The 13,538-nt window shown below is 70.2% G+C and carries 13 protein-coding genes; 7 read left to right on the top strand and 6 right to left on the bottom strand.

Going from position 1 to position 13,538, the window contains the following annotated elements; all coding sequences use genetic code 11:
- Positions 1-60 precede the first annotated feature (60 nt).
- Complete coding sequence (locus tag HQM25_RS08390; RefSeq protein WP_172989822.1) at positions 61-1,359, bottom strand: anthranilate synthase component I family protein; 1,299 nt, start codon at positions 1,357-1,359, stop codon at positions 61-63.
- A 42-nt stretch (positions 1,360-1,401) separates the two neighbouring features.
- Here HQM25_RS08390 and HQM25_RS08385 point away from each other — a divergent pair, with 42 nt between their 5' ends.
- The 4 genes from HQM25_RS08385 to HQM25_RS08370 are packed head-to-tail and all read left to right on the top strand — an operon-like array spanning position 1,402 to position 4,845.
- Positions 1,402-2,094 (top strand): DedA family protein, encoded by a 693-nt coding sequence (locus HQM25_RS08385; RefSeq protein ID WP_172989821.1) that lies wholly within the window; start codon positions 1,402-1,404, stop codon positions 2,092-2,094.
- 4 nt (positions 2,095-2,098) lie between these two features.
- The gene (locus HQM25_RS08380; protein ID WP_172989820.1) at positions 2,099-3,139 is read left to right on the top strand and encodes an App1 family protein; all 1,041 of its coding nucleotides are present in this window, start codon (positions 2,099-2,101) and stop codon (positions 3,137-3,139) included.
- Positions 3,140-3,173: 34 nt separating this feature from the next.
- A complete protein-coding gene (locus tag HQM25_RS08375; protein ID WP_172989819.1) occupies positions 3,174-3,884 on the top strand; it encodes an SOS response-associated peptidase in 711 nt (236 codons plus the stop codon).
- Positions 3,885-3,921: 37 nt separating this feature from the next.
- A complete protein-coding gene (locus tag HQM25_RS08370; protein WP_172989818.1) occupies positions 3,922-4,845 on the top strand; it encodes a 3-methyladenine DNA glycosylase in 924 nt (307 codons plus the stop codon).
- Here the strand turns inward: HQM25_RS08370 and HQM25_RS08365 are convergent.
- From HQM25_RS08365 to HQM25_RS08345, 5 genes are all read right to left on the bottom strand, one after another.
- Positions 4,804-6,021 (bottom strand): glycoside hydrolase family 3 N-terminal domain-containing protein, encoded by a 1,218-nt coding sequence (locus HQM25_RS08365; protein WP_254359624.1) that lies wholly within the window; start codon positions 6,019-6,021, stop codon positions 4,804-4,806. The genes HQM25_RS08370 and HQM25_RS08365 overlap by 42 nt on opposite strands.
- Before the next feature lie 9 nt (positions 6,022-6,030).
- Complete coding sequence (locus HQM25_RS08360; RefSeq protein WP_172989817.1) at positions 6,031-7,122, bottom strand: zinc-binding metallopeptidase family protein; 1,092 nt, start codon at positions 7,120-7,122, stop codon at positions 6,031-6,033.
- A gap of 34 nt (positions 7,123-7,156) precedes the next feature.
- Positions 7,157-8,308, bottom strand: a complete 1,152-nt coding sequence (locus HQM25_RS08355) for a PQQ-dependent sugar dehydrogenase (protein WP_172989816.1) — start codon at positions 8,306-8,308, stop codon at positions 7,157-7,159.
- Positions 8,305-8,781 carry a VOC family protein gene (locus tag HQM25_RS08350; RefSeq protein ID WP_172989815.1) on the bottom strand — a complete coding sequence of 159 codons (477 nt, stop codon included), beginning with the start codon at positions 8,779-8,781 and terminating at the stop codon, positions 8,305-8,307. Before HQM25_RS08350 ends, HQM25_RS08355 begins: the two co-directional genes overlap by 4 nt.
- 93 nt (positions 8,782-8,874) lie before the next feature.
- The gene (locus HQM25_RS08345) at positions 8,875-9,930 is read right to left on the bottom strand and encodes an alpha/beta hydrolase (protein WP_172989814.1); all 1,056 of its coding nucleotides are present in this window, start codon (positions 9,928-9,930) and stop codon (positions 8,875-8,877) included.
- A gap of 155 nt (positions 9,931-10,085) precedes the next feature.
- Between HQM25_RS08345 and HQM25_RS08340 the strand changes: the two genes are divergently transcribed.
- The 3 genes from HQM25_RS08340 (at position 10,086) to HQM25_RS08330 (ending at position 13,533) form a co-directional block, all read left to right on the top strand.
- On the top strand, positions 10,086-11,129 hold the full coding sequence (locus HQM25_RS08340) for an AraC family transcriptional regulator ligand-binding domain-containing protein (protein ID WP_438803630.1): 1,044 nt from the start codon (positions 10,086-10,088) through the stop codon (positions 11,127-11,129).
- A 137-nt stretch (positions 11,130-11,266) separates the two neighbouring features.
- Complete coding sequence (locus HQM25_RS08335) at positions 11,267-12,661, top strand: flavin-containing monooxygenase (RefSeq protein WP_172989812.1); 1,395 nt, start codon at positions 11,267-11,269, stop codon at positions 12,659-12,661.
- The gene (locus HQM25_RS08330) at positions 12,658-13,533 is read left to right on the top strand and encodes an SDR family NAD(P)-dependent oxidoreductase (RefSeq protein WP_172989811.1); all 876 of its coding nucleotides are present in this window, start codon (positions 12,658-12,660) and stop codon (positions 13,531-13,533) included. Before HQM25_RS08335 ends, HQM25_RS08330 begins: the two co-directional genes overlap by 4 nt.
- Positions 13,534-13,538 lie beyond the last annotated feature (5 nt).

Raw genomic sequence — 13,538 nt, 5'->3', positions numbered from 1 at the left:
ATCGAACGGAAGCCGGGGGGAGCGCAGAGCGCGAAAGTCCAGGTTACCCGACCGGTGCGCTCACCAACCGGGTGGGAGGACGGCGCCGAGCGCCGCGAGCGGACCGCGCGCCTTGATCCCCACCTCCGCCACCTCCTCGTCGGCGTCGGAGAGCCAGGTGATTCCTCCTCCCGCCCCGACGTAGGCGCCGGCGTCGTGGACGACGATCGACCGGATGACCATGGCCAGATCGAGCGTCCCATCGCCTCCGACCCACCCGAAGCATCCGGCGAAGACGCCGCGCGGCGCGTCCTCGAGGCGCCGCAGGATCGTCATGGCCGACAGCTTGGGAGCACCGCTCATGCTGCCGGCGGGGAATGCCGCAGCGAGCAGATCGGCGACGCGCACGCCGTCGCGCAGACGGCCGGACACGGTGCTGACCAGCTGGTGCACGGCGGGGTACGACTCGATCTCGAGCAGGCGCTCCACCGCGACCGAGCCCGTCTCGCACACGCGCGAGAGGTCGTTGCGCATGAGATCGACGATCATCACGTTCTCGGCTCGCTCCTTGTCGCTCGCACGGAGCTGCTCCGCCAGGGCGGCATCGTGGGCCGGGTCGATGCCACGCGGACGCGTGCCTTTGATCGGTCGGGTGCGGACGACGCCCTCCCGCGCCTCCAGGAACCGCTCCGGACTCGCGCTGGCCAGCGCGACACCCGCGGCGACGATGAGGCCGCCGTGATGGGCGGGGGTCGCGGCGCGCAGCCGCCGGTACGCGGCGACGACGTCGACGGCCCCCGAGACCTCGAACCGGGTCGTGAGACAGAGCTGATAGGCGTCGCCCTCGCGGATCGCGTCACGGCACCGTTCGATCAGCGCCGCATACTCCGCCGGCGCGTGCCGGCAGTTCGCGACGAGCGGATCGGGCGGCGCGAGCACTCCCGGCGCCGTCACGCGGGATGCCGCCCGCGCGAGCTCATCCGCGGCCGTGCGCGGTCCGATCGCCCAGGCGGCACGGCTGCCGTGGTCGAACGCGATGAACAGGTCCACGCGCATCCAGGCGTCGGCCGGCGCCGCTGCATCGTGCACCGCAGGAGCGCCGGCGCGTTCCGCTGCGGCGTCGTATCCGGTCCATCCGACCCAGCCGCCCGCGAACGGCCCCGCCTGCGCGGGGAGCTCGCGTGTGGTGGGATCGAGCTCCGTCCTGGTCACGTCCCGACGATCGGCCCGCGTCCCGGCGCCCGTCCAGCTCCACCCCTGCGCCGCTGCCGGTCCGGCATCCAGCCAGAAGGCATGGCGGGCATCGGCGAAGAGCGCGAGGAAGACGGCTTCGGGGTCGGGGAACGACTCGAGCCGAACGGCGACGAGGGGTTCCGACATGCTCCCAGGCTAGAGCCCGGCCGACCCTCTAGGCTTTCCGGCGTGAACGAGGTGCTCACCTGGCTGCTCGACGCGGTGCAGGCCGTCGATCCCGTGTTGCGGACCCTGCTCGCCGGGCTCGCGATCATGCTGGAGACGAGCGTGCTGATCGGCCTCATCGTCCCGGGCGACACCATCGTCATCGTGGCGGGCACGGCCGTCGCCTCGCCGCTGGAGGGCGTCGTGCTGGGGGTGGTGGTCGTGATCGGCGCACTGCTCGGGGAGAGCATCGGATTCTGGCTCGGCCGCATCCTCGGCCCGCACATCCGGGCATCACGGCTCGGTCGCAGGATCGGCGAGGCGAACTGGGCGCGGTCGGAGCGCTACCTCGCGCGCCGCGGCGGTCCCGCGATCTTCCTGTCGCGCTTCCTGCCGGTCTTCCACTCCCTGGTGCCCCTCACCGTCGGCATGAGCCACTACCCCTATCGCCGATTCCTCGCGTGGACACTGCCCGCGTGCATCCTGTGGTCGACCGCCTACGTGTCGGTCGCCGCTGCCGCCGCCACCGGGTATCGGGAGCTCGCCGACACGCTCCACTCCGCCGGGTACCTCTTCGTCGGCGTGATCGTGGCCTTCCTGGTGCTCGCACTCGCCGCCAAGAAGCTGATCCAGCGCATCGAGCACAAGCACATGCACCACGAGGACGCGATCGAACCCGGTGCGGACGTTGCGGCCGGCGGTGACGTGAAAGACTGAGGCAATGCCCGCCGCCGACGCCGCCTCACCGGGAGCCGATGTGCTATGGCTCGCGCGCCTGGAATACCGCTTCCACTCCTGGCGGGAGCGACGCGCCCGAGCCCGCGGACTGACGCCGACCGTGACGCCCTTCCCCGGGTACGCCGGACGCGAATGGGTGCGCGTGCTGGGGCGGGTGCTGATCGTTCCCCCACGTCCGGCCAAACGGTCCTCCGGCGCCTATGCGAGCGTGCGGGGGTGGCGCAGCTTCGCGGCCGTTCCGGTCGGCTACGCGCAGGTCTCGGTCACGATCGGCGGCACCACCCACGAGGTGGTCGCCGACCGCGGCGGGGTCATCGACGCCGTACTCCCGGCGCAGCTGGAGCCGGGATGGAACGAGTTCGAGATGTCGGTCGAGGGCGGGCAGCCGGTGCGCACCCGCGCCTTCTCCGTCGCGCCCGACACCCGCTTCGGGGTGATCTCCGATGTCGACGACACGGTCATGGTCACCGCACTCCCCCGACCCCTCATCGCGGCGTGGAACTCCTTCGTCGTTGACGAGCACGCGCGGCAGCCGGTCCCCGGAATGGCCGTGCTGACGGAGCGGCTCGTGCGGGAGAACCCCGGGTCCCCCCTCATCTATCTGTCCACCGGCGCCTGGAACATCGCCCCCACCCTGAGCAGATTCCTGCAACGGCACCTGTTCCCGCCCGGCGCGTTCCTGCTCACCGATTGGGGTCCCACCCACGACCGGTGGTTCCGCAGCGGCAAGGAGCACAAGCTGACGAACCTCCGCCGGCTCGCCCAGGAGTTCCCCGGCGTGAAATGGCTCCTCATCGGCGATGACGGTCAGCACGACGACGAGCTGTACACGCGGTTCGCCGTGGAGCATCCCGACAACGTCGCAGCGGTCGCGATCCGCCGCCTCTCCCCCGCCGAGGCTGTGCTCGCGGGCGGTCGCACCACGGTCGACCACGACTCCGCCGCCGATGTGCCCTGGGTCACCGAGAACGACGGTGCCGGCCTGCTGGAACGGCTCGCGAGCGTCGGCATCCTGCGCTCCTGATCCTCGTGTCCCACCCCGCGCGTAGGCTGGCGCCATGTGCGGTCGATTCGTCGTAGCGGAAGTCGGTTCGGAACTCGTCGGCGTGCTGCGCGTAGACGTGGAAGGCGACGACCTGCCCGCCGCCTCGTTCAACGTCGCGCCGACCGACGCGGTCGCCGTCGTGCTCGACTCGGCGAAGACCGACCCCCCGACCCGACGCCTCGAGCGCGCCCGATGGGGACTGGTGCCGTCCTGGGCGAAGGATCCCAAGATCGGCGCGCGCGCCTTCAACGCGCGCTCCGAGGAGCTCGAGGACAAGCCGATGTTCCGAGGAGCCCTGGCCAAGCGCCGGGCGATCGTCCCGACCTCCGGCTACTACGAATGGAAGAACGTCGACGGGGCCAAGACCCCGCATTACATCCATCCCGCCGATGACGGCCCGCTGTTCATGGCCGGGCTCTACGAATGGTGGCGCGACCCCGCGAAGGCAGATGACGATCCGGCGAAGTGGCTGCTCAGCTTCACAATCCTCACCCGCGACGCGATCGGTCACCTCGGTTCCATCCACGACCGCATGCCGGTCTTCATGGATCCCGATCACGCTGACGCGTGGCTCGACACCTCCACCGACAACGTGCGAGACGTCCTCGATGCCGCCATCGATGCCGCGCCCGCGGTGGCTGAGACGCTCGCCGACCACGTCGTCTCGAAGGCGGTCGGCAATGTGCGCAACAATGCCCCCGGCCTCATCCTCCCGGAGGAGTGAACAGGGTCCTCCCATCGCGCGCACCTATCCTCGAATGATGACTCCCGACCCCGCTCCGCGTCTTCCGGCGCTTCTCGGGGCCCGAGAGTGGCAGGAGTGCGAGCAGGCGCACATCGAGCGGGCCGATGCCCTGACCGCCGCGCGCCGCGCGCGCGCCTCCCACGGCCGCACGCATCCCGTCGACGACTTCCTGTTCACCTACTACTCGTACAAGCCCGCCGTGCTGCGGCGGTGGCATCCAGGACCCGGCGTCGCCCTCGCAGACGCCGCGGCCACGCCCCGCGCCACCTGGCGCTGGTACTCCCCCGGCGTGGCCGACGGCTCGCTGGTCGTCGATGCCGCCGCCTTCGCGAGCGAGAAGCGCGCCCTTCTGGCCAACATCGGCGGCATCGTCCGTGCGACCGCGCGACGCGCGCCCGGATTCGACTGCTTCGGTCTGCACGAGTGGGCGATGGTGTATCGCGCGCCGGCGCATCGGCACGACATTCCCCTCCGCCTGGGGCAGCGCGGCACCGACGACGTCGTCGAGGCGCACGACCTGCGCTGCACCCACTTCGACGCCTACCGCTTCTTCACCGCCGACGCGGCGCCGCGCAACCGATCCCCATTGACACGCCAGACGCAGTCCTCCCGAGAGCAGCCGGGATGCCTGCACGCCGGAATGGACCTGTACAAGTGGGCCGTCAAGCTCGGCCCACTCGTCCCCGGCGACCTGCTGCTCGATGCGTTCGTGCACGCCCGCGCGATCCGCGACCTCGACATGGAGGCCTCGCCCTACGATCTGCGGGAGTGGGGTGTCCTGCCTGTGGCCATCGAGACGCCCGAAGGCAAGGCGGAGTACGTGCGACGCCAGCGAGCGCTCGCCGCGCGAGGACAGATCCTTCGCACACGCCTGCTGGAGATCATCGACGCGACCGGCTCAGCCGGCGCTCGTGCAGCCCTCGCACGGGAGCAGGACTGATCCGGCATCCGCCTGCTCGACGCGCAGCGTCATGACCCGCTCCGCCGCCTCGATGAGCCGTTCCTGCGGGAGCACGCCGGACTCCACCGCGGCCACGATCCCCTCGACGAGGCGCCCTGCCGACCCCGCATCGGTGAACATGACCGCCAGCACCATGTCGTTGCCCGCGGCGACTGCGGCCACGGCGTTCGCGACGGGATCGGAGTAGCCCGCGACCCCGGAGGCCTGCAGCATCCCGAGGTCGTCCGTGATCGCGACGCCGGTGAATCCGAGGTCGTCGCGCGCGATGCGATGCCATTCCGAGGACAGCGAGGCAGGCCGCTCATCGACCTGCGTGTAGGCGAGGTGGCCGAACATGAGCAGCGGGGCGCCCGCGTCGATGCCGGCCCGGAACGGCATCCCGTCGGACTCGTCCCACTCCGCACGGGTGAGGGAGGTGCTCGGGATGCTCTGATGCGAGTCTCCGGGGGCGGCACCGTGTCCGGGGAAGTGCTTGAGGGTCGACAGCGCCCAGGGCGCCTCCCCCTCGACCGCGGCCTCGACGCGTCGCGCCGATTCCGGCCCGCTCGTCCCGAGCGCGCGACGGAAGATGAACGACGACGGGTCGGCCGCGACGTCGGCGACGACCCCGAAGTTGACCTCGATGCCCGCGCGCTGCACGAGTGCGGCCCGCCCCGCGAACGCCGCTCGCACCTGGTCCGGGTCCGCGGATTTGAGGTCCACCGACGAGGGGAACCGATCCCATGGCAGACGCGACACGTCGCCGCCTTCCTGGTCGATCGCCAGCAGCGGCGGAAGGGTCGGATCCGGCGTGAGCGCGGCCGTGACAGCACGAAGAGCATCCTCGTCCGCGGGGATGTTCGCCCCCATGAGGATGAATCCGCCGATCCGCGTGGAATCCATGTAGTCGCGCAGGGTCGCGGGATCGGTCGTGGGGACGTGTCCCATCACCACGGAGGCCGCGATGTCCCGCAGATCCATCGCCGAGATCAGGGCCGTGGCGCGCTCACGCGCGTCGTCCTCGGCGGCGACGACGACGATACCGCCCGATGTCGATTCGTCCGCTCCCGCCGCCACAGCCTCGGCTGCACGCGCCGCCGCGGAGGGGACCACGGTCCCCGACAGCACCAGGCCGCAGGCGACCAGCAGCGCGGAGGCGGAACAGCGACGGATCACGCCACAAGCCTACGCACCCGCGGGATGTCCGATGCCGGGGACAGCGAGGAGGAGCTGCTCCGGCGGGCTGACCCGCGCGGCCGTGACGACCTCGTGGATGAAGGCGAGCTTCGTGCGCACCGGGGGTGAGATCTCGAAGGGGTACAGGTCGCCGAACCCCATCGAACGGTTGATCCTGTTGAAGGCCTGCGTCATCCACTCCCAGTCGTTCAGGAGGCGCTGGACAGGTTCATCCTCGTACTCGCTGCGCGGAACGATGTCGGTGTCGCGCAGATTCGTGACCCGCGCATCGAGGCGGATGCCGATCGCCGCGGCGGTCTGGAGCGTGCCCGTGATGTGGAGATAGTGCGCGAACGTCTCCGCGAAGTCCTCCCACGGGTGCATCGTCGCGTACTCGGAGATGAAGGCCGTCTGCCAGTCCGCGGGCGCCCCCACCGAGTAGTGCCGCTTCAACGCGTCCTGATAAGACGCGCGCTCGTCGCCGAACAGCTCGCGGCAGCGCGCCCACTGCGCGTCACCGACTACGACGATGTTCTGCAGGTAGTGACCGACCTCGTGGCGGAGGTGGCCGAGGACCGTGCGATACGGCTCCCCCAGCCGCACCCGGACGGCCTCACGTCGATCGTCCAGACTCTCGGCCAGGTCGATCGTGATGATGCCGTTCGCATGGCCGATGGTGATCCGGCGCCCCTCCGACAGACTGGAGAGCAGGTCGAACCCGAGCCCGCCCGCCTGCAGGTCCCAGGGCGCGATCGGAAGACCGAAGTCGGCGAGCTGCAGGATGAGCCGGCGCTTGGCTTCTTCGACCTTCGCCAGCTTCTCCAGCGCGATCGTGTCATCGGCGGGAGGGTGCGTGCGAGTCAGCCGACAGGAGAAGCACCGGCCGGCGGGTGCGCTCTCCCAGACCAGCCAGTTGCAGTCCCACTCGCGGTTCGAGCACGTGTACCAGGTCTGCCCGTCGATCTCGGCGCGGCCGTCGCGCAGTCCGACGAACTGGCGGGAGAGCACGTGGTAGCCGAGGTCTGCCCCGCAGGAGGTGCAGACGAGCGCGTCGAGGTAGGCGAAGTGGCGGCAGTACGGACACCGCGGCTGAGTGCTCACGATCTCACCGTAGCGGGGTGCCGACGGAGGCGGCTCACGGCTCGGGAGCGAGCGAGACGCGCAGCAGCAGGTCGTCCTCCGCGCGGGGACTGCCTCGGCCGTCGGTGTTGCCGGTCAGCACCCAGATCTCCCCCTCGCCGACGCGGATCACGTCGCGCAGACGCCCCTGTCCGGCCAGGGCGGGTGCCGGTTCGCCGACCATTCGTCCCTCCGCGGTGTCGACCGCCCACAGTCGCTCGCCGCGCAGGCCCGCCACGAAGACCGTGCCGCCCACCGCCGCGATCCCGCTCGGACTCGCCTGGTCCGTGGGCCACGCGGCGACGGGAGCGATGAACCGCGGGTCTTCGGAGGGCCCCTCGACCGTCGGCCATCCGTAGTCGCCGCCCGGCGTGATGAGGTTGAGCTCGTCCCACGTGTTCTGGCCGAACTCGCTCGCCCACATCCGCCCGTCGTCGGTCCAGGCTATGCCTTGGACGTTTCGATGTCCCCGCGAGTACACGAGCGACCCGAAGGGGTTTCCCGGAGCAGGCTCTCCCTCGGGTGTCGCCCGCAGGATCTTGCCGCCGAGGGAATCCGGGTCCTGCGGAGCGTCGCGGTCCTGAGCGTCGCCGGTGGTCACGTACAGGCAGTCGTCCGGCCCGAACGCGATCCTGCCGCCGTTGTGCGTCGATGCCCGCGGTATCCCGGTGATCACCGGCTCGAACCCGCCCAGGGCGAGCGCACCGCGTGCACCGTTCAGCGGCGCCCGCACCACGCGATTGTCTCCCGCCGCACCGTGATAGGCGTAGAGCCAGTCCGTGCCGCCCGCTGCGCGGAGGGCGATCCCGTGAAGGCCCGACTCGCCGCCCGAGACCACGCCCGGGACCACGCCCGCCTCCCGCGACTCGCCTTCCGCGGTGAGCTCGACGATCACGCCTGTGTCACGCTCGGAGATGAGAGCACCGCCACCCGCGAGCGCGACGACGCTCCACGGGGTGTCGAGTCCGCTCGCGAGGGCGATCGGGTCGCTCGCGGGGCGCCAGAACGACGAGGCCTCCTTGCCCGGTGCGACGGACGGCGAGGATGCCGCCGTCGGCCGTCCGGAGACGGTGGGCGCCGGGCCGGGACCGGACCCCGCGCACCCCGTGATGAGCAACGCGACCGCCGCCGCCGCGGCGAGCGCCGCGGCCCGCGTCCCGCCGGTCACGACCCGTCCGCGGCCGCCTCGACCGCGGCGATGTCGATCCGGTGCATCGTGAGCATCGCCTGCACGGCTCGATGCGACCGGCCGGGATCCTCGTCACGGATCAGCTCGATGAGGCGGTCCGGGATGATCTGCCACGAGAGCCCCCACCTGTCCTTGACCCAGCCGCAGGGCTGCTCCTGGCCGCCGGCGCCCACGAGGGCGTCCCAGTAGCGATCGACCTCGGCCTGGTCGGCACAGGCCACGTACATCGAGACGGCTTCGGTGAACGGGAACTGCGGCCCGGCATCCATCGCCAGGAAGTCGCGTCCACCCAGCCGGAAGTGCGCGTGCATCACCTTGCCGCCCATCCCGGGGATCTCGACCGGGTAGCGCCCGATCGTGACGACCTCGGAGTCCGGCACCAGCGAGGTGTAGAACGCGATCGCGGCCTCGGCATCGGCGTCGAACCAGAGGAACGGGGTGACATCGCCCATGTCCACACCATCGCCCACGGCGGCGTGATCCGCAATGCCCGCGGAGCGGTGAAGCGCCTCGAAACCCTCAGACCTGCAGCGCCGCGCGCGTGGTCAAGGACGGGTGAGGTCGCGCTGGCCGAGTCCGCGGACGAGGTAGCCGATCGCCTCGGCGAGCGCCTGCGAACTCAGACGGCCGACGCCGGTCGCGTTGACGAACGCGTGGATGTGTCCCTCGACGACCTGCAGGGTCGTGGGGACCCCGGCGTCCTTCAGACGTTCGGCGTATGCGATGCCCTCGTCACGCAGCACGTCGAAGCCGGAGACGGCGACGTGAGCCGGAGGCAGCTGCGTGAGCGCCGCTGCTTCGGCGCGCAGGGGCGATGCAGACGGGTCGAGTGCATCGGCCGGCTTCGTGAGGTAGTGCGCGCGATACCAGTCCATCTGCTTCTCGGTGAGGAAATACCCGTCTGAGAACAGGCGATACGAAGGCTGCTTGTCGGCGAGGTCGGTCACCGGGAAGAAGAGCAGCTGAAAGTCGGGGGCGCCGGCAGGGTCATCGACAGTCGCAAGGCTCACGACCGCGCTCAGGTTGCCTCCGGCGCTGTCCCCCGCGACCGCGACCCTGCTGTTCGGTCGGTTCTCCCGCACCCAGAGGTAGCTGTCGATCGCATCTTCGACCCCCGCGGGGAAAGGATGCTCCGGCGCGAGGCGGTAGTCGACCGAGATCACCTCGAGCCCGCTGGTGGCGGCGATGAAGCGGCACACCGAGTCCGCGGAGTCGAGGCTGCCGAGCACCCACCCGCCGCCGTGGAAGTAGACGACGGTGCCCTCGGCCTCCCGGCCGTTGAGATATCGACGGCCGGGGACGGAACCCGCTCGCGTCGGGATCTCGATGTCCTCGACCGTGGTGACGGGCATCGATCCGCCGAAGATTCGCGCCTCGGAATCGATCTGCGCACGGGCGCGGTCGAGTGGGTGGTCGGAGAAATCTGAGCCGGGAAGGGCATTGAGCAGCCGCAGGGCCATCTGCACTTCGGTGTACAGGCGTTGGCCGTCGACGACGACGGGCCGGCCTGCGATGATGCGCTGGACCGGTTCGGGGAGGGCGCCCAGCGTGCGGATGACACCGCGCATCAGGCGTTCCGAGGGGACGAAAGAGGTGGGCATAGCAGTTCCTCGAGTTCAGCGTCATCGACGATTCGGGGGGGACGACCGGCGGGCCGGTCGGGACGGGTTGCCGTTGATGCTAGCGAGAGACCCCGCGCGGTCACGGTCCGCCCTCGCCACACAGCGGACACGAACGGCCACGTATGATGACCTCCGTGCCCGAGACCTTCGCCCTCACCCCCTCATCGGCGGTGATCACGCCGAACATCCTCCGTTACCTGCTGCAGGTGGCAGACGAGCACGGCGTCTCGTTGGACCGAGCTCTGCGCGCGGCATCCCTCACCCGCGCCGCGATCGAGTCTCCGGCGCTTCGGGTCTCGTACCGTCAGGGGCGGGTGATCATCGAACAGGCCTTGACGATGCTGCCGGTGCCGGCCCTGGGACTGGAGGTCGGTGGCCGGCAGCCGATCACCGCCTCGGGACTTCTCGGACTCGCGATGATGTCGAGCGCCACCCTGCGCGAGGCCGTGATGGTCGGGCTTCGCTTTCAGAACCTCGCCGGGTCGATGGTGCGCTGGAGTTCGACAGAGGAAGCCAGCGCGCTCGTGGTGACCGCCGCGCTGCAGGAGCCGTCGTCCGCCGTGGGCAGGTTCCTGGTGGACGAGGGCTTCGCCACCATCACCCGGATGGCCCGCGACGTCGCGGGAGGGGTGGGGCCGAGACTTGTCGAACTGTCCCACGCCGCCGGTGCCGACTCCAGCGTCTACCGCGAGCATTTCGGCAGCGCGGTGCGGTTCTCCTCGACGCGCAACGCGTGGCACATCCCGCTCGCGGCCGCGCACGCGCGCCTGCCGAGCGCCGACGCATGGACGCATCGCGACACCGTCACCATGCTGGAGGCGCAGACCGAGAGCCTCGTCGAGCGCCAGGAGCTCGTCGCCGTGCTCGCCGCGCAGATCGAGGAGGCCCTGCCGGAGGTGTTGCCGCTGGCGGTGCACGCGCGTGCGCTCGCGACCAGTGAGCGCACCCTGCGCCGCAGGCTGATCGAGGTGGGCGCGAGCTACTCCGGTGTGCTCGACGACGTGCGCAAGCGCCTCACCGCGGAGCTGTTCGCCTCTCCGCAGCTCACGACGGCGGAGATCGCATTCCGCTTGGGCTACCAAGAAGACCGCTCGCTGCGCCGCAGCACCCAGCGTTGGTTCGGCTCGTCTCCCGCGGCACTGCACGCCGAGGCGCGGCGCCCGAGCCCTGCCCGCTGAGGCCGAGAGAACGAGGAGCGGTTTCAGCCGGTCACCGGCCGTGGCCGCCGCTGTCCGATTCCTGGGTGCCACAGGTCCGCCGACCGTCAACGCGCGCGCACTACCGTGAGGGCTTCTCCCCGCACAAAGGATTGCCGATGAACACCTCACCCCCTGCCGCCGTGCACCCGCTCGAATCGACGGTCTGCGTTATCGGAGCCGGCCCGGCCGGACTCGCGGTGGCGCGCGCTCTGAGCGAGAGGGGCATCGACTACACGCACCTCGAGCGCCACTCGCAGGTGGGTGGAGTCTGGGACATCGACAATCCGGGCACACCCATGTACGAGTCCGCCCACTTCATCTCCAGCAGGACGGTGTCGGGCTTCACCGGATTCCCGATGCCCGACGACTATCCGGACTACCCGGGTCACGAGCAGATTCTGGCGTACCTGCGATCGTTCGCAGATGCCTACGGCCTCACGGCGCGCATCCGGTTCGGCGCCGCAGTCGCCACCATCGACGCCGTGCCGTCATCGACGCCAGGAACCCCGCGCTGGCGCGTCACACTCGAGGACGGCACCACCACTGACCACGAGCGCGTCATCGTGTGCACCGGCACCCAGTGGCATCCGTCCACCCCCGACATTCCGGGCGACTACACCGGCGAGATCCGGCACAGCCGTGACTACCGCTCGCCATCCGAGTTCACGGGACGGCGCGTGCTGATCGTCGGCGGCGGAAACTCCGCGTGCGACATCGCGTGCGACGCGGCCCGCACGGCGGAACGGGCGGCGATCAGCATGCGGCGCGGCTACTGGTTCATCCCGAAGCACGTGTTCGGTGTGCCGTCGGACATCGTCGGAGGCAAGGGATCGTTCCTGCCCAAGCCCCTCGAACGGGCCATCTTGCAGCCGATGTTGACGCTGCTCACCGGCGACCCGACGCGCCTCGGTCTGCAGAAGCCCGACCACAAGCTCTTCGAGGTCCACCCGGTGCTGAACTCGCAATTGTTCCACTACCTGCAGCACGGTGACATCGCCGCGCGCCGCGGCATCCGCCGAGCGGACGGACTCGCCGTGCAGTTCACCGACGGGACCACCGAGGAGTTCGATCTGATCGTCATGGCGACCGGCTACCGCCACCGCGTGCCGGTAGGTCAGCGCTACTTCGGCGATGAGCAGCATCCGGACCTCTACCTCAACTGCGTCTCCCGTGAGCACGCAGGGCTGTATGGAATCGGATTCATCGAGACCAACAGCGGCGCGTACGGGCTGTTCGACCAGCAGGCGCACCTGCTCGCGTCGTTCATCGCCGGCATCCGCGATGGCGCACCGGCCGCAGCCGAGTTCGAGCAGATGCGCACGAGCGATACGCCCGATCTCTCGGGCGGGCTGCACTTCGATTCATCGCCGCGGCATCGCGGCTACGTCGACTCCGACGCCTATGCGAAGTACATGAAGAAGCTGGCTCGACGCCTCGGCTGGCCCCTCACGGGACGCGCACCGCATGTCGACGCCACCCGTGTGCTCGAGCGGACCGAGGTCGCCGCGTGAACTTCGACTACCGCGACAAGGTCATCGTCATCACCGGCGGCGCAGGCGGGATCGCGGGGGCCTTCGCCTTCGAAGCCGCAGAACGCGGCGCGCGGCTCGCGCTCGTCGACATCCGCGCCGAGGCCGCCGCGCGCGCCGCTGCCGCGCTGTCCGGCAACGGACACCGCGGGTTCGCCGGCGATCTCACCGACGATGACGAGGTCGAGCGCATCCTCGGCGAGATCGATGCGGCTTACGGTCGCATCGATGTGCTCATCAACAATGTCGGCATGGCGAGCGCGGAACGCTTCGATGTGCGGTCGGTGGAGAGCATCCGGCTCGAGACCGAAGTGAACCTGCTATCACCGCTCGTGCTGACCCGTCTGGCGCTGCCGCTGCTGGGTCGCGCACGGGACCCGCGGGTGATCACGACGGTGTCGCTCGGCGGGATCTTCCCTCTCGGCGAGGCGCCGATCTACACAGCGTCGAAGTTCGGCCTGCGCGGTGCGATGCTCTCGATCGGACTCGACCTGCGGCACAAGGGCATCACCGCCGGGTCCGTGCTCCCGTCGGCGACGGACACCCGGATGCTGCGGCAGGAGGCGATCGACGGCGGCAACTCGCTGCAGTTCCTGGATCCGCCGCAACAGCCCCGTATGGTGGCTCGCGCGATGATGCGCATGCTGGACCGGCCGCGCCTGGAGATCTACCCGAAGCCGTCCGAATCCGTCCTCATCCGCCTCGCGATGCTCGTGCCCAACGCGCTCCCGCAGGTGATGCGCGGATTCCGCCGCCGCGGCGAGCGCGGCATGGCCCGCTACCTCGCCGAACTCGAGCGCGACGGTCACGTCGTGCGCGAAGGGGACGCACTCGTCCTGAAGGAGACTGCGTAACCGGG

This window comes from Microbacterium hominis, assembly GCF_013282805.1.
Taxonomy (GTDB): domain Bacteria; phylum Actinomycetota; class Actinomycetes; order Actinomycetales; family Microbacteriaceae; genus Microbacterium; species Microbacterium hominis_B.
Note: the sequence above shows the minus strand (reverse complement) of the source record. Positions and strands in the feature narration are given on the sequence as shown.

Coding starts and splice junctions, on each gene's coding strand:
- HQM25_RS08390 (WP_172989822.1), bottom strand. CDS start 1,359: ATGTCGGAACCCCTCGTCGCCGTTCGGCTCGAGTCGTTCCCCGACCCC.
- HQM25_RS08380 (WP_172989820.1), top strand. CDS start 2,099: ATGCCCGCCGCCGACGCCGCCTCACCGGGAGCCGATGTGCTATGGCTC.
- HQM25_RS08375 (WP_172989819.1), top strand. CDS start 3,174: ATGTGCGGTCGATTCGTCGTAGCGGAAGTCGGTTCGGAACTCGTCGGC.
- HQM25_RS08370 (WP_172989818.1), top strand. CDS start 3,922: ATGACTCCCGACCCCGCTCCGCGTCTTCCGGCGCTTCTCGGGGCCCGA.
- HQM25_RS08350 (WP_172989815.1), bottom strand. CDS start 8,781: ATGGGCGATGTCACCCCGTTCCTCTGGTTCGACGCCGATGCCGAGGCC.
- HQM25_RS08345 (WP_172989814.1), bottom strand. CDS start 9,930: ATGCCCACCTCTTTCGTCCCCTCGGAACGCCTGATGCGCGGTGTCATC.
- HQM25_RS08335 (WP_172989812.1), top strand. CDS start 11,267: ATGAACACCTCACCCCCTGCCGCCGTGCACCCGCTCGAATCGACGGTC.